We start from the raw sequence: 18,745 nt of genomic DNA, 5'->3' as shown, positions 1-18,745 counted from the left end.
GATGTGTCCGGGACACGGCGTACATGCGCGGAATCCAGCACGGGATCGACGACTGAAGGGGCAGCGTCACGTCAACAACCGGAGGGGAGATCATGAAACCTGTCAACCGTACAAGCATTCTCGTTAGCGCACTTGCCCTGGCCATGACCGTGACCGGTGCGGCGATCGCCCGCGAAGCACCCACCATGACCGTGGCCGTGATCGACTTCACCAACCAGACCAGCTCGGCGAACTGGTGGAATGGCGATGTCGGCAACCAGCTCGCCGATGTACTCAGCAACGAGCTGAGCGCGACCGGCGACTTCAAGGTGATCGAGCGCCAGAAAATCAATGCGGTGCTGGCCGAACAGGATCTTGCCAGCTCCTACCGCATGCGCCCGGGCAGCAGCCCGCATACCGGCAACGTCACCGGCGCCCAGTACCTGATCACCGGCAGCGTCGCCGCCTATACCGAGGATGTCTCCAACACCGGTGGCGGCCTCAACATCGCCGGCTTCCGCCTGGGCGGCGGCAAGCAGCAGGCCTATGTCGCCATCGACCTGCGCGTGATCGACGCGGAGACGTCCGAAGTGGTGTATTCGCGCACGGTCGAGGGCCGCAGCTCGGGCAGCAACGTGCATCTCGGCGGCTACGTCGGCGGCGGCATCGGCGGCGATTTCGGGCATTCGCAGAAGACTCCGGCGAGCAAGGCGGTGCGTGCGGCCCTGATCGAGGCCACCGACTATCTCGATTGCGCGATGGTCAAGCGCGACGGCTGCGAAGCCCGCTACGAGCAGAAGGAACAGCGCCGTCGAAACAGCGACAAGCAAGTGCTGGACCTCGACGGCTGAATCACGCGGACGACGATGTCGGCGGCCAGGGAATGCGGGGCCTCCCGACCCCTGGCCATTGCCGATGACGCCATCCGCCGGCACGGACCGCTCCGCCGAGCGAACTGCCCGGTTTTCCTGAGGGAAGTCCTGCGCTCAGGCGCAGGTTCCCTCAACTCTTGTCGAAGACCAGGTGGCCGCCCTCGGCCGCGACATTCACCGTGTCACCCGACAGAAAGCGCCCTTCGAGGATCTGCCGCGCCAACGGATTCTCCAGCTGCTGCTGGATCGCCCGTTTCAGCGGCCGCGCACCATAGACCGGATCGAAACCTGCATTGCCCAGCAAGGCCAGTGCTTCCTCGCTGACTTCCAGCTTGAGTTGCCGCTCGGCCAGGCGCTTTTCCAGATAGGCCAGCTGGATCTTCGCGATGGCACGGATCTGGGTCTTGTCCAGCGGACGGAACACCACCAGCTCGTCGAGCCGGTTGATGAACTCGGGCCGGAAATGGGCCTGCACCACGCCCAGCACCGACGCCTTCATCTGCGTGTACTGCTCTTCGGCATCGCGGCCTTCGTTGTTCTCGGCCGCGTCCTGGATCATCTGCGACCCCAGGTTCGAGGTCATCACGATCACGGTGTTGCGGAAGTCCACGGTGCGGCCCTGGCCGTCGGTGAGGCGACCGTCGTCGAGCACCTGCAGCAGGATGTTGAACACGTCCGGATGGGCCTTCTCGACCTCGTCCAGCAGGATCACGCTGTACGGCCGGCGACGCACCGCCTCGGTCAGATAGCCGCCTTCCTCGTAGCCGACGTAACCGGGAGGCGCACCGACCAGCCGGCTCACCGCGTGCTTCTCCATGAACTCGCTCATGTCGATGCGCACCATCGCATCGGTGGTGTCGAACATGAACTCGGCCAGCGCCTTGCACAGCTCGGTCTTGCCCACTCCGGTGGGGCCGAGGAACAGGAACGAACCGCTGGGTCGGTCGGGATCGGACAGGCCGGCACGGGCGCGGCGGATCGCGTCGGAAACGGCATGTACCGCTTCGTCCTGGCCGACCACCCGCTTGTGCAGGTCGTCCTCCATGTGCAGCAGTTTCTCGCGCTCGCCTTCGAGCATCTTGCTGACCGGAATGCCGGTCCAGCGCGCCACCACTTCGGCGATCTCCTCGGCGGTGACCTTGTCCTGCAGCAGCTTGAAGTCCTGCTGCTCGGCCGCCTGCGCCGCGGCCAGCTGCTTTTCCAGTTCCGGCAGGCGGCCGTACTGGATCTCGCTCATCTTCGCGTAGTCCTGCCCGCGCTGCGCCGTCTCCAGCTCCAGGCGCGCCTGTTCGATCTGTTCCTTGACCCGCGTCGCGCCCTGCAGCGCGGCCTTCTCCGATTTCCAGATCTCGTTGAGGTCGGAGAACTCGCGCTCGAGTTTCCCGATGTCGTCCTCGAGGTCGGCCAGACGCTGCTTGCTGGCGTCGTCCTTCTCTTTCTTCAGCATCTCGCGCTGGATCTTCAGCTGGATCAGCCGCCGCTCGAGGCGATCGAGCTCCTCCGGCTTGGAGTCGATCTCCATGCGGATGCGCGAGGCCGCCTCGTCCATCAGGTCGATCGCCTTGTCCGGCAGCTGGCGGTCGGGGATGTAACGATGCGACAGCGTGGCGGCGGCGACGATCGCCGGGTCGGTGATCTCCACGCCGTGATGCACCGCGTAGCGCTCCTTCAGCCCGCGCAGGATCGCGATGGTGTCCTCGACGCTGGGTTCGCCCACGAAGATCTTCTGGAAGCGGCGTTCCAGCGCGGCGTCCTTCTCGATGTACTTGCGGTATTCGTCCAGCGTGGTGGCGCCGATGCAATGCAGCTCGCCGCGCGCCAGCGCCGGCTTGAGCATGTTGCCCGCGTCCATCGCGCCCTCGGCCTTGCCCGCGCCGACCATCGTATGCAATTCGTCGATGAACAGGATCACCCGGCCTTCCTGCTTGGACAGGTCGCTGAGCACGGCCTTCAGCCGCTCCTCGAACTCGCCGCGGAACTTCGCCCCGGCGATCAGCGCGCCCATGTCCAGCGCCAGCACGCGGCGGTCGCGCAGGCCCTCGGGCACCTCGCCCTTGATGATGCGCTGGGCCAGCCCCTCGACGATCGCGGTCTTGCCCACGCCGGGCTCGCCGATCAGCACCGGGTTGTTCTTGGTGCGCCGCTGCAGCACCTGGATCGTGCGGCGGATCTCCTCGTCGCGACCGATCACCGGGTCGAGCTTGCCCTTCTCGGCGCGCTCGGTGAGATCGATGCAGTACTTCTCCAGCGCCTGGCGCTGTTCCTCGGCATTCTCGCTCTGCACCTTCTCGCCGCCGCGCAGTTTCTCGATCGCCGCCTCGAGGTTCGCCCTGGTGGCGCCGGCAGCCTTCAGCGCCGCGCCCAGCTCGCCCTTGTCGTCGAGCGCGGCCAGCACGTACAGCTCGCTGGCGATGAACTGGTCGCCGCGCTGCTGCGCCAGCTTGTCGGTGAGGTTGAGCAGCCGGTTCAGGTCGTTGCCGACATTGATGTTGCCTTCCTGCCCGCTGACCTTCGGCAGCCGTTCCAGGATCGCGTTGACCCGCTGCTGCAGCGCCGGCACGTTGACCTGGGCCTGGGTCAGCATCGGCGCGGTCGAGCCGCCCTGCTGATCGAGCAGCGCCGCCATCACGTGCGCCGGTTCGAGCATGTTGTGGTCGCGGCCCACGGCCAGCGACTGCGCGTCGGCCAGCGCCTGCTGGAAGCGCGAGGTGAGTTTGTCCATCCGCATGAATCGCTCTCCGTCCAGAGATGAAAGGCATCGGCCGATACCCGGCCACTGTCCGACAAATGCGGACAGCGGCACGTGATTCAAGTCAAAGACGGCCGCGATGGCGGCGCGGGCTCAGTGGTCCTGCAACCAGATCAGGCTGGCGAAGCGGCCGCTGCGGGCCCCTTCGCGACGATACGAGTAGAAGCGCGGGTCGGTCAGCGTATCGAAGCCGCCACCATGGATTCGGGCGATCCCCGCCGCCGTCAGGCGCTGCCTGGCCAGCGCCGCGAGATCGCAGTGCCAGTGTCCCGGCCGGGTCGTCGTGAAGCATCTGGCTGCCGCGCGATCATGGTCGACAAATGCCGCACGGACCTCCTCGCCCACCTCGTAGGAAGCGGCGCCGATGCACGGACCGAGCCAGGTCAGCAGCCGTTCCGGCGGCAGTTGCAGTTGCTCCGCCGCGGCTTCCAGCACGCCGCCCGCCAGTCCGCGCCAGCCCGCGTGGGCCGCACCGATCGCGCTGCCGTCGTCGGCACAGAACAGCACCGGCAGGCAGTCGGCGGTGAGTATCGCCAGCACCGTGCCGGGCAGGTGCGATACCGCGGCATCCGCCTGCGGCTCCTGCACGGTGGGTAACGGCCCCAGTTCGGCCACGTTGACGCCATGCACCTGGCGCAGCCAGCGCGGTGCGGCCGGCAGGGCCAGTGCCTGTTGCAAGGCGCTGCGGTTGGTGGCCACCGCGTCGGCGGAATCGCCGCTGCGCAGACCGAGGTTGAACCGCTCGAACGGTGCCTGCGAGATACCCGGCCCGAGACGGGTCGTGATCGCCGCATGCACCTGCGGCGGGGCGGGCCAGTCGGGGAAGATCCAGGTCTCAGTCATGCGGCGCGAGGGGTGTGGCTGGGAAATCGAAGCATCGCATACCTTCGCTGCCGTTCCCGCCCCGGCCGTTCAATAGTGGTCCGAGCCGTGCTCGAGCAGATCCGCACGCAGCGCCTCGATCAGTACCCGCTGATCGTCCGGCCGCTCGGCACTGAACGACAACGGCTCGCCGCTGATCGGATGGACGAATGACAATTTCTCGGCATGCAACGCCTGTCGGCGGAAGCCACGCAACGTACCGACCAGTTCCGCCGAGGCCCCCTTGGGCAATTTCAGTCCGCCGCCGTAAAGCGGGTCGCCGATCAATGGATGGCCGATATGCGCCAGATGCACGCGAATCTGGTGTGTGCGACCGGTTTCCAGCTGACATTGCAGCAGGCTGTGCGCCCGGAAGCGCTCGCGCAGCCGGTAATGGGTCACCGCACGCTTGCCGTCTTCCTCGTCGCGCACCGACTGACGCAGCCGGTCGCCCATGCTGCGGCCGATCGGCTCGTCCACCGTGCCGCCGGCCACCATCGTGCCCAGCACCACGGCTTCGTACTGGCGCTCCACCTCATGCCGCGACAGCAGATCGACCAGCGCCGTGCATGCCGGCAACGTCCTGGCCACCACCATCAGGCCGGAGGTGTCCTTGTCCAGTCGGTGCACGATGCCGGCCCGCGGCAGTTCGGCCAGCCCGGGATCGTGATGCAGCAGCCCGTTGAGCAGGGTACCGGCCGGGTTGCCCGCGCCCGGATGCACCACCAGCCCGGCCGGCTTGTTCAGCACCAGCAGATGCTCGTCTTCATGGACGATATCCAGCGCGATGTCCTCGGGCGCACTGCTTGTCTCGTTTTCCAGCTCGACCTGCAGCCGCACATGTTCGCCTCCGCGCAACAGCTGCCGCGACGGCGCCTGCACGCCATCCAGGGTCACCGCGCCGGATTTGATCCAGCCGCTGAGCCGCGAACGCGAATAATCGGGGAACATCTCGGCCAAGGCCTGGTCGAACCTGCGTCCCGCTGCGGTCAGCGGTACCTCCGCCTCGTGCCGGATCGTGGTCATGCTGCCCACCACGGGTGGCGGCCGGTTTCGGCTATCATGCCTTTTCGTTCAAACATCTGAATTCATTCCTATGCGCCTATCAATCGGCTTGCCCAAGTTGTCGATGTTCCCACTGCCTGCCATCAAGGTGCTTGCCGTACTCGCGCTCGTCATGACGATGAGCGCCTGCTCGATCTTCGGTTCCAAGCGGCAGACCGACGACACGATGCCGCTCGAGGCGTTGTACAACAAGGCACATACCTCGCTGGAAAACGCCGACTATGCCGCCGCGACCAGGTCCTACACGCGCCTGATCGCCCGCTTCCCGTCCGGCGAGTACAACGAGCAGGCCCAGCTTGATCTGGCCTACTCGCAGTACAAGGACAATCAGCCGGATGAGGCGCTGTCGACGGTGAACCGCTTCATCAAGACTTATCCGGCCAACAAACATGTCGATTATGCCTACTACCTGCGCGGTCTGATCAATTTTGATCGCACCAACGGCTTCCTGGAGCGCTTTACCGGGGGCTCCAAGGGACAGGCCCGTCGCGACCAGGGCTACAACCTGCAGGCATTCGATGACTTTTCCGAGCTGTCACGCCGATTCCCGGACAGTGCCTACACCGCGGACGCGCGCCAGCGCATGATCTACCTGCGCAACCTGCTGGCGCAGCATGAAATCAACGTGGCCGAGTTCTACCTGCGCCACAAGGCCTATATCGCCGCCGCCGACCGTTCGCAGTATGTGATCGAACACTACCAGCAGGCACCGCAGGCCGGCGATGCACTGGCCATTCTCACCCGCAGCTACCTGGCACTGGATCACAAGGACCTGGCCGACCAGACCCGCCAGGTGCTGGCCATGAACTACCCCAATCATCCCTACCTGACCGATGCCAAGTGGCCGCACGCGCCATCCACGCTGCGCAAGATGGTGCCCTTCTCGGCCCATCACTGAGCGCAGCGGATCGCCCGCGAAAAAAAAGGCCGGCGAGTGATCGCCGGCCTTTTTTGTGGACATGGCGCCCGATCCAGCCTCCGGCCGCCGAATGCGGAGCGGCTTCGCTTGAGCGCCAGACGTTCTGTCGTCCGGCGCTCAATGCCATCCGGACGTTATCGGATAACGCCGCTCACGCCCGAATGCCCGGGTCGTCACTCGCGGCCCGGGCGCGGACTGCCGGCGCTTGAACTCGTTCTGCAACACCAGCCGCACCACCCGGCGCACGGTGTCGGCGGAGAAACCCTGCGCGACGATTTCCGCCTGCGACTGCTCGGCCTCGATGAAGCGGCCCAGGATCGCGTCCAGTTCGTCGTACGGCGGCAGTGAATCCTGATCGGTCTGGTTTTCGCGCAACTCGGCCGATGGCGGTCGCTCGATCACTGCCGCGGGGATCCGCTCGACTTCACCGACCTGCGCGGCATAGGCGTTGCGCCAGCGCGAAAGCCGATACACGACCGTCTTGTAGACATCCTTCAACGGCGCGTAGGCGCCGCACATGTCGCCGTACAGCGTGGCGTAGCCGACCGCCATCTCGCTCTTGTTGCCGGTCGCCAGCAGCAGCCGGCCGTGCTTGTTGGACAATGCCATCAGCATCACGCCGCGGGTGCGCGACTGCAGGTTCTCCTCGGTGGTATCGGCGCCCTTGCCGGCAAACGCGGGTGTCAGCGCCTCGATGAATGCCCCACAGGTGGCCTCGATCGAGATCACGTGATAATCCACGCCCAGTTGCTCGGCCTGCGCGCGAGCGCCGTCCAGTGACAGCTGCGAGGTGTAGCGCGTCGGCATCATCACGGCGGTCACCCGTTCGGCGCCCAGCGCATCGACTGCCAGCGCCAGGGTCAGGGCCGAATCGATACCGCCGGACAGACCCAGCAGTACGCCGTCGAAACCGTTCTTGTCGATGTAATCGCGGGTGCCGCGCACCAGCGCGGCGTACAGCGTCGCCTCGAGCGACGTGTCGGCGGCGACCGGCCACTCCTCCGCGTGCAGCGTGCGCATGGCGGGGTCGAACCCGGCCCACAGCAGGGCGTCGACGAACGCTGGCGCGCGCGCGGCGATCGAGCCGTCGCCGTTGACCAGCAGCGTGGCGCCATCGTAGACCACCTCGTCCTGGCCGCCGACCATGTTGAGATAGATGATCGCGCAGCCGGTCTCGCGCGCCCGCGCCACCAGCACCGCCTCGCGCTCGGCCTGCTTGGCGTCGTCCCACGGCGAGGCATTGATCACCAGCAGCAGTTCCGCCCCGGCCGCGGCAGCCCGCGCCGCCGGCTCCGGCACCCATACGTCCTCGCAGATCAGCAGGCCGACGGTCACCCCTTCGATGACCGCCGTGACCGACCCGTGGCCGGCACGAAAATAACGCTTGTCGTCGAACACGCCGTAGTTCGGCAGTTCCTGCTTGTGCGCCGTGCATTCCACCCGGCCATCCCGCAGCAGGCTGGCGGCGTTGAATACCTCGCCCGCGCTGTGCGGGTGACCGACCAGGGCCGCGATGCCGTGGGTGGCGGCGGCCAGCGCGCCCAGTTCGCTGCTGCAGGCCGCCAGGAAGCTGGGACGCAACAGCAGATCCTCCGGCGGATAGCCGCTCAGGGTCAGCTCCGGGAACATCACCAGTGCGGCCCCGCCGCTGCGCGCCCGGGCGATCAGGTCCGCGGCCCGGGCGGCATTCGCCGCCACCGCGCCGACCGGGAAATCGAACTGGGCCAGCGCCAGACGCAGCCTCGTCATGCATGCACTCCAGAAAAAGACAAAGGCCGCGACGAATCGCGGCCTTTGCATTTTAGAGCACAGTCGCCCTGACTTACTTCATCAGCTTCGCAATCGCCTTGCCCAGATCGGCCGGGGACTTCACCGTGGTGACGCCCGCCTTCTCCAGCGCAGCGAACTTCGCCGCCGCCGTACCCTTGCCACCGGAGATGATCGCACCGGCATGACCCATGCGCTTGCCGGCCGGCGCGGAGGCGCCAGCGATGAACGACACTACCGGCTTGGTGACGTACTCGGCGATGAACTCGGCCGCGTCTTCCTCGGCCGAGCCACCGATCTCGCCGACCATGATGATGCCTTCGGTCTGCGGGTCGTCCTGGAACAGCTTCAGGCAGTCGATGAAGCTCAGGCCATTGATCGGATCGCCGCCGATGCCGATGCAGGTGGACTGGCCCAGGCCTTCGTTGGTGGTCTGGAACACCGCTTCATAGGTCAGCGTGCCCGAACGCGACACGATGCCGACCTTGCCCGGCATGTGGATGTGGCCCGGCATGATGCCGATCTTGCACTGGCCCGGGGTGATGATGCCAGGGCAGTTCGGCCCGATCAGCACGGTTTCCGGATGCTGCGCCAGCACGTTCTTCACGCGCAGCATGTCCAGCACCGGGATGCCCTCGGTGATCGCCACGATCACCTTGATGCCCGCGTCGATCGCCTCGAGGATCGAGTCGGCCGCGAACGGCGGCGGCACGAAGATCACTGACGCGTCGGCGCCGGTTTCCAGCACGGCTTCATCGACCGAGTTGAACACCGGCAGGCCGATATGCTCGGAACCGCCCTTGCCCGGGGTCACGCCACCGACGATCTTGGTGCCGTAGTCGATCGCCTGTTCGGCGTGGAAAGTGCCCTGCTGGCCGGTGAAACCCTGCACCAGTACCTTGGTATTCTTGTTGACGAGAACGCTCATTCGTTTGCTCCTCAGCCCTTGGCCGCAGCCACGGCTTTCTGCGCCGCGTCGTTGAGATCGTCGGCCGGCGTGATCGCCAGGCCGGAATTGGCCAGCAGTTCGCGGCCCTTCTCGACATTGGTGCCCTGCAGGCGCACCACCACGGGAATCTTCAGGCCCACTTCCTTGACCGCGGCGATGATGCCTTCGGCGATCAGGTCGCAGCGCACGATGCCGCCGAAGATGTTGACCAGGATGCAGTTCACCTTGTCCGAGGACAGGATCAGCTTGAATGCCTCGGTCACCCGCTCCTTGGTCGCGCCGCCGCCCACGTCCAGGAAGTTGGCCGGCTCGCCGCCCGCCAGCTTGATCACGTCCATGGTGGCCATCGCCAGACCGGCGCCATTGACCATGCAGCCGATCGTGCCGTCCATCGTCACGTAGTTGAGGTTGTTCAGCAGGGCCGCCGCTTCGGCCGGGTCTTCCTGGGTCAGGTCGCGCATCGCGGCCAGATCGGGGTGACGGAACTCGGCGTTGTCGTCGGAGTTCACCTTGCCATCGAGCGCAGCGAGATTGCCGTCTTCCAGCACGGCGAGCGGATTGAGCTCGACCAGCGCCAGGTCCTTCTCGTTGAACAGCTTGTACAGGCCCAGCATGATCTTCGTCAGCTGGTTGACCTGCTTGGCGGTCAGGTCCATCGCAAAACCGAGCTGACGGCACTGGTACGGCTGCAGGCCTTCGACGAAGTCGACCACGATGGTGTGGATGTCTTCGGGCGTCTCCTTGGCGACCTGCTCGATGTCCACGCCACCATGCTTGGAGGCGATGAACGAGATCGACTTGCTGTCGCGGTCGGTCAGGATCGACAGGTACAGCTCGCGTGCGATATTGGTCGCATCGGTCACCAGTACCAGGTTCACGGGCAGCGCACGGCCGGCGGACTGGTAGGTTTCCATGTGGGTGCCGAGCATGCCCTTGGCGGCAGCGTGCACTTCGTCAAAACTGCGGCAGAACTTGACGCCGCCGGACTTGCCGCGGCCACCGGCATGGATCTGCGCCTTGACCATCCATTGGGAACCGCCCAGTGCCTTGGCGGCATCGACGGCGGCGTCGGCGGAGTTGGCGACCTTGCCCGGCGGGACGGCGATGCCGTACTGCGCGAACAGTTCTTTGGCCTGGTATTCGTGGAAATTCATTCGATACCTCGAGCGAACGGAAAAACATGGCGGCCGCACGCGTGAACACCCGCGTGGGTCATGGGGTCGGACGGCGGAGTGACGCGCAGCCGGAATGCAGTGCGCGGGCCACTCAATTGGCTGAACCACGCAATACGGCCGCCTATTTTCGCGGAAGCGGGCGGCAATGGAAAGGGCAACCTGTCCGGGCGGGCCGCAGCGGCCCGTTTCATGCGGTTTGGCGCGGGGATACGGCCCCGGTCAGCCCGTCTATACTCGCCCGGAACCGCCATGGAGTGCCCGCCACGTGTCCAGCGCACCACCTTTCGCCGATCCGCAGACAGGCATGACCACGATCCGCCACGAGCTCTCCTTCCTGAATGTGTTCCGGGTCGTGCAGTCACTGGTGTATGCCGGCCTCGCCTTCAGCCCCGCCGGGATGGGCTGGCCCGAGCTGGACACGCCCGACTTCGCGCGCACCGTAGCGATGCTGTACCTGGTTTTTGCGCTGGTTGCGCTGCTGTTGAACCGCCGCAGCATGGCCTACGTGAGAACCGCGGTGGCGGTGACCCTGGTGGTGGATATCACCGCGGCCATCCTGGCGACTTCCGCGATGCACGATGCGCGCATCGGTATCGCGATGATGCTGGCGGTGAACCTCAGCGCCGGCGCGCTGATCCTGCCGCTGCGGATATCCAGCTTCTTCGCCGCGCTGGCCACGCTGGGCATGCTCGGCCACACCTTTTTCGGAGCGTCCACGCCCAACGGCCCCGGCGATCGCGACCTGCTCGAAGCCGCCCTGTTCGGACTGGCCTATTTCGCCAGTACCGCGCTGTGCAGCGTGCTGGGCCGGCAGCTGCGCGCCACCGAGGCGCTGGCCGAGCAACGCAGCACCGACCTGGCCAACCTGTCGCAGGTCAACGAACTGATCATCCGCCGCATGAAGACCGGCGTGCTGCTGGTCGATGACGCCAACCGCATCCACCAGATCAACGAATCGGCCTGGATGCTGCTGGGCAACCCCGGCGCCGACCAGCGCGACCTCGGCCAGCTGGCACCGGAACTGTCGCGTCGGCTGTACCACTGGATGACCTCCGGCAAACTGGACGAGACCGCGACCCAGCTCGCCGACGGCGTGCCCGAAGTGGTGCCGCGCTTCACCCGGCTGGCACCGAACGACGACTCGCACGTGCTGATCTTCCTGGACGACACCTCGCTGCTGTCGCGCCGGGCGGAGGAACTCACGCTGAGCTCGCTGGGCCGGCTGTCCGCCTCGATCGCGCACGAGATCCGCAACCCGCTGGCGGCGATCCGCTATTCGGCCCAGTTGCTGGCCGAGTCCAAGAGCATGGACAGCACCGACCAGCGCATGGTCGAGATCATCAACAACCACTGCATCCGGCTCAACGAGATCATCGAGAACATCCTGCAGCTGTCGCGGCGCGAGCGCTCCCGCCCGGAGACGCTGGACCTGGGCCACTGGGCGCAGGACTTCGTGGAGGAATACAGCCAGGGCAACGACCTCGGCGCCGATTCGCTGCGGGTGATCACCAACAGCGCCGTGCCGGTCACCGCGGTGGCCGATCCGCAACAACTGCAGCAGGTGGTCTGGAACCTGGTGCAAAACGCGCTGCGCTACGGCCGCCTGCCCGGCGAGCCGGCTCGGGTGATGGTGGTGGCGCGGCAGGGCGAACACGGCGTGCCGATCCTGGAGGTGATCGACCGCGGGCCCGGCATCGCCCCGAAAGTGGCCGCGCAGATCTTCGAGCCGTTCTATACCACCCACGAATACGGCACCGGCCTGGGTCTGTACCTGGCCCGGCAGATGAGCGAAGCGAACCAGGCCGCGCTGGAATACGTGCGCGTGGCCGGCGGTGGCAGCTGCTTCCGTCTGATCCTGACGCCGGCGCAGATGAGCAAGGCCACCGGCGAAGAGGAGTCCTGACCGCCCCGGCCATGCCGTCGATCCGGTCCGGACTCGCGGCAGCCACCGTTCCCGGCGCGGGTGGTTGCGGGTATCGTGGCTGCGCTACCGGAATGGGCCACACGATGATGAAGCGTCTCGCCTGGATATGCCTGTTGCTCGGCCTTTTCTCTTCGCAGCCGATGGCGGCACCGGCCCCGCCCGCCCCGATCCGGGTGGGCAACGCGGACAACCGGATCACCCTGCAATCCGGCGCCGCGGCACCCGAGCTGTTGCAGCTGGTGCGCACGGGCGGTACCGCCTGGCAGGGCATGGCTGCCACGCCGCTGATCGGACAGGTCACGGTCGGGCGCAGGGAAATTCCGCTGCACTGGCGCTTCGACCCCGACAGCAGCCGCAGCGACGAGCATTCGGCCAGCCTGGTCTACGAGGATCGTGCGGCCGGGCTGCGGCTGTACTGGGAATGGCGCGCGCCGGCGCGGCACGGTCCGCTCGAGCACGTGATCCGGATCGAGAATCGCAGCGGGCACGAGCTGTGGATTCCGTTGCAGGCCAGCTTCCGTTTCGCCTGGAAAATCCCCGCGGATCTGCCGCTGCAGCAGCTGTGGATCGACAAGGGCGCCGGCGAGCCGCCGCCGGTCGGCACGCATCGGGTGTCGATCGCCGACGGTCATGACTGGCATGGAGAATCGAGCACGTTTGCGCACCCCCTCCCGGGCCAGGCACGCGAGATCATTCCCTGGTTCATGGTTCGCGGCACCCATCCCGGGGTAGGCGGCTGGTACGTGGGAGTGGAATTCAGCGGCCGCATCGCGATGACCCTGCAGCGGCACGGCGCGGCGCTCGAGGGCACGGTCGGGCTCAACCCCGAACCCGGCCCGTTCCGCACCCGCCTGGCGCCGGGCGAGACCTTCGCCACCCCGACCGTCTTCGTCGGCGCCAGCGACGGCGACATCGACGATACCGGCAATGCGCTGCACCGCTGGGTCCGCCAGGTGCTGAACGAACCCGCCACGCTGCGCAACCCCGACTACCCGCTGGTGACCATCAACAGCTGGGGCAGCGCGATGGCGATCACCGAGGCGCAGGCGCGGCACATGATCGACGATGCGCAACGACTGGGTTTCGAGATGTTTCACCTGGACGCCGGCTGGTTCCGCGCAGTCGGCGACTGGCACCCGGACCCGAAGAAATTCCCGCACGGCATCGCGGCGCTGTCGGACTACGCGCACCGGCACGGCCTGAAATTCGGCCTCTGGGCCGACTGGGCCCAGGCCGGCACCAGCACCGGGGAAGGCGCGCTCAACGTGGCCGATCCGCAGGTGCGCCACTGGTTGATCACCGACCCCCCGCCGGGCTGGAAGCCGGCCGAGTTCAAGGGCATCACGATCGACCTGGGCGTGCCCGCGGCACAGGCGTGGGCGACCGGCGAGACCCGCCGCATCGTGCACGATTACCACGTCGACATGCTCGAGCACGATGGCTACGTCGTCGCCCAGGGCTGCGACCGCAGCGATCATCCGCACGCACCGATCGATCCGACCGGCACGCACCGCTACAGCGACGACGACTTCCTCTGGGTCGACAGCGCCAATTCGACCGACGTCAGCCTGCATGCCACGCGCGCCTACTACGAGATCCAGAACGCGCTGAAGCGCCAGCACCCCGGCCTGCTGCTGGAGATCTGCAACGACGGCGGGCGCATGGTCGACTTCGGCAGCGCCGCGCACGGCGACTACTTCTCGATCGTGGATTCCTACGACCCGCTGTCCAACCGGCAGGCGTTCTACGACGCCAGCCACGTGCTGCCGCCGGCCATGCTCGAGACCTACGTGAAGGCGTGGCCGACGCCACGGATCGAGAATTTCCGCTACATGCTGCGCAGCGGGATGATGGGCTGGTTCACCGTGATGATCGACACCAACAGCTGGACCGGCGAGCAGCATGCCGCCGCGGCGCGGGAGATCGCGTTCTATCAATCGACCCTGCGCCCGCTGATCCGCGATGCCGATCTGTATCACGTGGGCCCGCGCCCGGACGGCAAGGGCTGGGACGGCACCGAATACTTCGATGCCGCACGCAACCGGGGCGTGCTCTATGCCTTCCACGGCAGCGCGCCGGCGCCGGGCGTGTTCCGCTTCAAGCTGCGGGGGCTGCGCAGCGGGCACCGGTACCGCGTGCACTTCCGCGACCATTCCTCGCCCGATCGGGTGCTGGACGGAACCGAGCTGATGCAGTCCGGTCTCGCGGTGTCGTTGCCGATGCCGGATGCCTCCGAACTGGTCGTGATCGAGGGCTTGCCATGACGCGCCACCCTCGCTGGTCGCTGGGCCTGGCCCTGCTCTGCCTCTGCGCATCCGCCACCGCGCACAGCACCGTCGGCGCCGGCCAGCCGGTGCTCCATGAACATTCCGGCAGCGGCCTGGTGGTCCAGCCCGCGGTGATCGTCGCGGCCGCCAGGGCTTTCCGGGACCCGGATCCTGCGCTGCAGGCGATGGTGCGTTCGGCCCTGCTCAACACCGGCACCCAGATCGTGGCGGCGGCCGACGGCACCGCCTACGTCAAGACTGGCGACATTCCCGCCGAGTGGCTGCGCGACTCCAGCGTGCAGGTCGAGGCGACGTACCTCGACTACGCCGCCGACCCGCAGGTGCGTGCGCTGTTCAAGGCAGTGATCCAGCGTCAGGCGAAGTACCTGATCGTCGATCCGTATGCGAACGCGTTCAGGCAGGACTATACGGTATGGGAGCGCAAGTTCGAGCTCGACTCGCTGTGCTACCCGATCCTGCTGGCGTGGAAGTATTACAAGGTGACCGGCGATGCATCGGTGTTCACGCCCGAGCTCCGGCACGCCTTCCTGCGCGTGCTCGACGTCATGCAGATCGAGCAGCATCACCGGCGCCTGAGCAAGTACCGCTTCAAGTCCGACACGCAGGAAGCGGGGGTCCACCCGGTGGCCTGGACCGGCATGATCTGGACCGGTTTCCGCCCCTCGGACGATCCGTGTGTCTACAACTACCTGATCCCTGCCGAGATGATGGCGGTGCAGGCGTTGTCGGCGCTGCGGGACATTGCCGCGGTCTATCACGATCCGGCGATGGCAAGCCGCGCCGGAAAACTTCGCCGGCAGGTGCACGCGGGGATCCAGAAATACGGCATCGTGAACGGCCCCGACGGCAAGCCGGTCTATGCCTACGAGGTCGACGGGCTCGGCCACGCCCGCCTGATGGACGACGCGAACATCCCGAACCTGCTCGCCGCGCCATATTTCGGCTATGTCCGCAGCATCGACCCGGTCTACCGGAACACGCGGCGGTTCGTGCTCTCCCGCGCCAATCCGTTCTACTACTCCGGCCCGCTGGCGGCCGGGCTGGGCAGTCCGCACACCCCGCCGGGCATGGTCTGGCCGCTGGGCCTGCTGGCCCAGGGCTTCACCACCAGCGTCCCGGCCGAACAGCAACAAGTGCTGAAAATGCTGCTGGCCAGCGACCCCGGCGACCACCGCCTGCACGAGTCCTTCGATCCGCACGACGCCAGGAAATTCACCCGCGAAGACTTCGGCTGGCCGAACGCGTTCTTCACCGAATACGTCGCGAAGCTGCACGGTGCGCCCGCGCATCCGGCGCCCGGCACGGCGGACCTGCGATTCGCCGGCCAGGCGGCGCACTGACCCCGGTCGCGCGCGGTCGGGGCGGCATCCTGCGATGGTCGCCCCGACTCACGCGAACAGCGCCCGGCTAGGCCGCCTTCCCGGCGGCGAGCGCATGCACGTCGGATGCCTTCAGTGCCTTGCCGCCGATGGCCCAGTCGCCACCTTCGAACTCCGCGATACGCACCGAGGTGACGCTGCGCAGGTTCTCGCCTTCGACCTCGAGCATCGCGCGGGTGACTTTGGCGATGAGGTCCTGTTTCTGTTTCGGAGTGAAGACGTCCTTGATGACGTCGATGGTTACCATTGGCATGTCGTGTCTCCTGTGGGGGTTGAACACCGGCGCCGGAACCGTTCCGGCACCGTCGAACGAAGTTCAACATGCGCCGGCGGCCCCTGCTTGAAGACCCCGTGGAGAAAACCTGGAGGTTCGTGGGAGATTGCACCGCGGTGCTCTATGCTGAATCCATGATCTACCGCTTCAGCCCGTTCGAGCTGGACATGGCGAAGTTCGAGCTTCGCGCCGATGGCGAAGTGCGGCCGGTGGAACCGCAGGTGTTCGCCCTGCTCGCCCTGCTGGTCGAGAACCGCGAGCGCATGGTGTCCCGGGACGAGATCGTCGAGAAGGTGTGGGACGGGCGCATCGTTTCCGATTCGGCCATCGCCAGCCGGATCAAGTCGGCGCGTCAGGCGCTGGGCGATGACGGCACGACCCAGCGCTTCATCAAGACCATCCACCGGCAGGGCTTCCGCTTCGTGGCGGATGCGAAGGTCGCGGGGACCGCCGGCGCGGCGTCGACTCCCATGGAACCCTGCGGCACGCCACCTGCCGAGCACGGCTCGCGACCGTCGATCGCGGTGCTGCCGTTTCGCCGTCTCGGCGCGACGGGGCCGTATGCGGCGATGGCCGACGCCCTGCCGCATGAGCTGATCACCGAGCTTGCACGTCTGCACTGGTTGTTCGTCACGGCGCGGGAATCGTCGTTCCGGCTGCGCGGCGCGGATGCCGACGCAGCCGAAATCGGTCGTCTGCTCGGTGTGCGCTACTACCTGGCGGGCACGGTGGAGACCACCGGTACCAGGCTCGTGGTGACGGTCGAGCTGACCGACACGCGCGACGGCGGCATCGTCTGGGCCGAGCAATTCTCCGGCGCGATCGACGAGGTGCATCAGGTGCGCGAAGACATCCGTTCGCGGATCCTCGCGGCGCTGGAAATCCGGATTCCGCTGCACGAGGCCGCTCTCGCGCGGCTGACCGTGACCGAGAATCTCGATGCCTGGTCGGCCTACCACCTGGGCCTGCAGCACATGTACCGCTTCAACCGCACCGACAATGCGGCGGCCACGGCGCTGTTCCAGCAATCGATAGCGAAAGACCCCGGCTTCGCGCGCGCCCATGCAGGCCTGTCGTTCGTGCATTTCCAGACCGCGTTCATGCACTACACCGAGGATCTCGCGGGCGAGATTGAACTGTCGCGTCGTTTCGCGCTGCGCGGCCTCGAACTCGACCCGATCGATCCCTTCGTCAATTTCGCGATGGGTCGCAGTTTCTGGCTCGAGGGCGACCTGGGCAGCAGCCTCGCCTGGCTCGAGCGCGCGACCTCGATCAGCCCGAACTATGCACAGGGCATCTACGCCCGCGGCTGGACCGAAACGCTGGCCGACCACAGTCTCGAAGGACGCCGGCATGTCGATCTGGCGATGCGCCTCAGCCCGCTCGATCCGCTCTATTACGCGATGCTGGGAACCCGCGCGTTCACCCACATGATGCGGGGCGAGGATGCCGAGGCCGCGGAGTGGGCCGAACGCGCGGCGCGCTCACCGGGCGCGCATGTGCTGATCGCGATGATTGCGGTCGCCGCCCACGCGCTGGCCGGTGACGGGTTGCGCGCGGCCTCGTGGGCGGTCCAGGTGCGCTCGCGCAACCCGGCACTGACCCGCGACGACTTCTTCCGCGCCTTTCCGATGCAGTCGGCGACGACCAGGGAGCGGGTCGCGCAGGCGCTCGCCCGGTTCGGCTTTTGAGACGCCCGTGCCAACCGGCCGGGCGCATCCCGGACGGCGAATCGCAGGCAGCCGCGGTGCCTGCCCGCGAATGGCCGCCCGGCGCGCCGAGGTGACGCCGGAAACTTGCATGTGGCGCAAACGCACGCGCACTATTCCGGCCGTATCCCGCACGACACCCTTCACCGCTCGACCCACCGGGGCCACGCAGGAAAACAACGGATGGCCGGAAATTTCACCCTCACGTTCAGGCCGCCGGGCAGCATGAAGCCGGCGACACCCGCCATCGGGCCGACGCTGCGCTACTTCGACCTTTTCCCGACCCGGATCTGGCAGGCCAGCCTGGCCGCCCTCGCGCCGCACCTGCAGCCGTGGGTCGCCGCGGTGCTGGCGATGCGCGCAGCCCATCCCCAACCGGCCGGCCGGACCAACCGGCACGGCTGGAACAGCGAGGACATGGCGGTACTCGAACAGGCCGCATTCGCCCCGTTGCAGCAGGCGATACGCGCGGCCTGCACCAGTGCGCTGGGCGAGATGGGCGTGCGCGACGTCCCGTTCCAGCTGCAATCCTGGGTCAACCTGCATGACCGCGGCGGCTTCAACTTCCTGCACGTGCACGAGGGCAGCCTGCTGTCCGGCTGCTTCTACCTGAGCGTGCCCGCCGGCGCCGGCAAACTGGTGTTCCGCGATCCGCGGCCGGGCGTGATCCATGGCTTTCTCAAGGGCGCGGTGCCCAATGGTTACAGCGACATCCGGCTCGCCCCCGAGACCGGCCTGCTGGTGCTGTTCCCGTGCTGGATGGAGCACTTCGTCGAGCCCCACGACAACGACGAGCCGCGCATCTCGATCTCCTTCAATGCCATCGCGGGATAGA

14 protein-coding genes are annotated in these 18,745 nt (G+C 66.9%); 7 read left to right on the top strand and 7 right to left on the bottom strand.

The features are described 5' to 3' along the window. Positions 1-92: 92 nt before the first annotated feature. The gene (locus ACFPPA_RS15355) at positions 93-830 is read left to right on the top strand and encodes a CsgG/HfaB family protein (RefSeq protein WP_377321457.1); all 738 of its coding nucleotides are present in this window, start codon (positions 93-95) and stop codon (positions 828-830) included. Between the two features lie 151 nt (positions 831-981). On the opposite strand, the gene clpB is transcribed toward ACFPPA_RS15355, so the two are convergent. The 3 genes from clpB to rluD form a co-directional block, all read right to left on the bottom strand. Then, positions 982-3,579: an ATP-dependent chaperone ClpB gene (gene clpB, locus ACFPPA_RS15350; RefSeq protein ID WP_377321455.1), complete on the bottom strand. Its 2,598-nt coding sequence runs from the start codon at positions 3,577-3,579 to the stop codon at positions 982-984. Between the two features lie 114 nt (positions 3,580-3,693). After that, positions 3,694-4,443 (bottom strand): peptidoglycan editing factor PgeF, encoded by a 750-nt coding sequence (gene pgeF / locus ACFPPA_RS15345; protein ID WP_377321453.1) that lies wholly within the window; start codon positions 4,441-4,443, stop codon positions 3,694-3,696. A 69-nt stretch (positions 4,444-4,512) separates the two neighbouring features. Continuing rightward, positions 4,513-5,487, bottom strand: a complete 975-nt coding sequence (gene rluD / locus ACFPPA_RS15340; RefSeq protein WP_377321451.1) for a 23S rRNA pseudouridine(1911/1915/1917) synthase RluD — start codon at positions 5,485-5,487, stop codon at positions 4,513-4,515. 103 nt (positions 5,488-5,590) lie between these two features. Between rluD and ACFPPA_RS15335 the strand changes: the two genes are divergently transcribed. Further along, the gene (locus ACFPPA_RS15335) at positions 5,591-6,424 is read left to right on the top strand and encodes an outer membrane protein assembly factor BamD (protein WP_377321449.1); all 834 of its coding nucleotides are present in this window, start codon (positions 5,591-5,593) and stop codon (positions 6,422-6,424) included. Positions 6,425-6,562: 138 nt separating this feature from the next. Here ACFPPA_RS15335 and ACFPPA_RS15330 read toward each other — a convergent pair whose 3' ends face one another. The 3 genes from ACFPPA_RS15330 to sucC form a co-directional block, all read right to left on the bottom strand. Next, positions 6,563-8,194: an NAD+ synthase gene (locus tag ACFPPA_RS15330; RefSeq protein ID WP_377321447.1), complete on the bottom strand. Its 1,632-nt coding sequence runs from the start codon at positions 8,192-8,194 to the stop codon at positions 6,563-6,565. 73 nt (positions 8,195-8,267) lie between these two features. Beyond that, complete coding sequence (sucD, locus tag ACFPPA_RS15325) at positions 8,268-9,140, bottom strand: succinate--CoA ligase subunit alpha (protein WP_377321445.1); 873 nt, start codon at positions 9,138-9,140, stop codon at positions 8,268-8,270. 11 nt (positions 9,141-9,151) lie between these two features. Beyond that, a complete protein-coding gene (gene sucC, locus ACFPPA_RS15320; RefSeq protein WP_377321443.1) occupies positions 9,152-10,354 on the bottom strand; it encodes an ADP-forming succinate--CoA ligase subunit beta in 1,203 nt (400 codons plus the stop codon). A gap of 286 nt (positions 10,355-10,640) precedes the next feature. Here sucC and ACFPPA_RS15315 point away from each other — a divergent pair, with 286 nt between their 5' ends. The 3 genes from ACFPPA_RS15315 (at position 10,641) to ACFPPA_RS15305 (ending at position 15,888) form a co-directional block, all read left to right on the top strand. After that, positions 10,641-12,239: a sensor histidine kinase gene (locus tag ACFPPA_RS15315; protein WP_377321442.1), complete on the top strand. Its 1,599-nt coding sequence runs from the start codon at positions 10,641-10,643 to the stop codon at positions 12,237-12,239. A 104-nt stretch (positions 12,240-12,343) separates the two neighbouring features. Continuing rightward, positions 12,344-14,524 (top strand): alpha-galactosidase, encoded by a 2,181-nt coding sequence (locus ACFPPA_RS15310; protein ID WP_377321440.1) that lies wholly within the window; start codon positions 12,344-12,346, stop codon positions 14,522-14,524. After that, positions 14,521-15,888 (top strand): glycoside hydrolase family 125 protein, encoded by a 1,368-nt coding sequence (locus tag ACFPPA_RS15305; RefSeq protein ID WP_377321438.1) that lies wholly within the window; start codon positions 14,521-14,523, stop codon positions 15,886-15,888. The genes ACFPPA_RS15310 and ACFPPA_RS15305 overlap by 4 nt, the downstream gene beginning before the upstream one ends. A 67-nt stretch (positions 15,889-15,955) precedes the next feature. On the opposite strand, the gene ACFPPA_RS15300 is transcribed toward ACFPPA_RS15305, so the two are convergent. Continuing rightward, the gene (locus tag ACFPPA_RS15300) at positions 15,956-16,180 is read right to left on the bottom strand and encodes a tautomerase family protein (protein WP_377321436.1); all 225 of its coding nucleotides are present in this window, start codon (positions 16,178-16,180) and stop codon (positions 15,956-15,958) included. Positions 16,181-16,299: 119 nt separating this feature from the next. On the opposite strand from ACFPPA_RS15300, the gene ACFPPA_RS15295 reads away from it, so the two are divergent. Both ACFPPA_RS15295 and ACFPPA_RS15290 read left to right on the top strand, forming a co-directional pair. Beyond that, on the top strand, positions 16,300-17,892 hold the full coding sequence (locus ACFPPA_RS15295) for a winged helix-turn-helix domain-containing tetratricopeptide repeat protein (protein WP_377321434.1): 1,593 nt from the start codon (positions 16,300-16,302) through the stop codon (positions 17,890-17,892). 201 nt (positions 17,893-18,093) lie between these two features. After that, entirely contained in the window at positions 18,094-18,744 is a 651-nt protein-coding gene (locus ACFPPA_RS15290; protein ID WP_377321432.1) for a TIGR02466 family protein, read from the top strand. The last annotated feature ends 1 nt before the right edge of the window (position 18,745 follow it).

Source organism: Rhodanobacter ginsengisoli (assembly GCF_042657065.1).
Taxonomy (GTDB): Bacteria; Pseudomonadota; Gammaproteobacteria; order Xanthomonadales; family Rhodanobacteraceae; genus Rhodanobacter; species Rhodanobacter ginsengisoli.
Note: the sequence above shows the minus strand (reverse complement) of the source record. Positions and strands in the feature narration are given on the sequence as shown.

Excerpts from the sequence above, each read along its gene's own strand:
- ACFPPA_RS15355 (WP_377321457.1), top strand. The coding sequence starts at position 93 with ATGAAACCTGTCAACCGTACAAGCATTCTCGTTAGCGCACTTGCCCTG.
- clpB (WP_377321455.1), bottom strand. The coding sequence starts at position 3,579 with ATGCGGATGGACAAACTCACCTCGCGCTTCCAGCAGGCGCTGGCCGAC.
- pgeF (WP_377321453.1), bottom strand. The coding sequence starts at position 4,443 with ATGACTGAGACCTGGATCTTCCCCGACTGGCCCGCCCCGCCGCAGGTG.
- rluD (WP_377321451.1), bottom strand. The coding sequence starts at position 5,487 with ATGACCACGATCCGGCACGAGGCGGAGGTACCGCTGACCGCAGCGGGA.
- ACFPPA_RS15335 (WP_377321449.1), top strand. The coding sequence starts at position 5,591 with ATGTTCCCACTGCCTGCCATCAAGGTGCTTGCCGTACTCGCGCTCGTC.
- ACFPPA_RS15330 (WP_377321447.1), bottom strand. The coding sequence starts at position 8,194 with ATGACGAGGCTGCGTCTGGCGCTGGCCCAGTTCGATTTCCCGGTCGGC.
- sucD (WP_377321445.1), bottom strand. The coding sequence starts at position 9,140 with ATGAGCGTTCTCGTCAACAAGAATACCAAGGTACTGGTGCAGGGTTTC.
- ACFPPA_RS15315 (WP_377321442.1), top strand. The coding sequence starts at position 10,641 with ATGACCACGATCCGCCACGAGCTCTCCTTCCTGAATGTGTTCCGGGTC.
- ACFPPA_RS15310 (WP_377321440.1), top strand. The coding sequence starts at position 12,344 with ATGATGAAGCGTCTCGCCTGGATATGCCTGTTGCTCGGCCTTTTCTCT.
- ACFPPA_RS15305 (WP_377321438.1), top strand. The coding sequence starts at position 14,521 with ATGACGCGCCACCCTCGCTGGTCGCTGGGCCTGGCCCTGCTCTGCCTC.
- ACFPPA_RS15300 (WP_377321436.1), bottom strand. The coding sequence starts at position 16,180 with ATGCCAATGGTAACCATCGACGTCATCAAGGACGTCTTCACTCCGAAA.
- ACFPPA_RS15290 (WP_377321432.1), top strand. The coding sequence starts at position 18,094 with ATGGCCGGAAATTTCACCCTCACGTTCAGGCCGCCGGGCAGCATGAAG.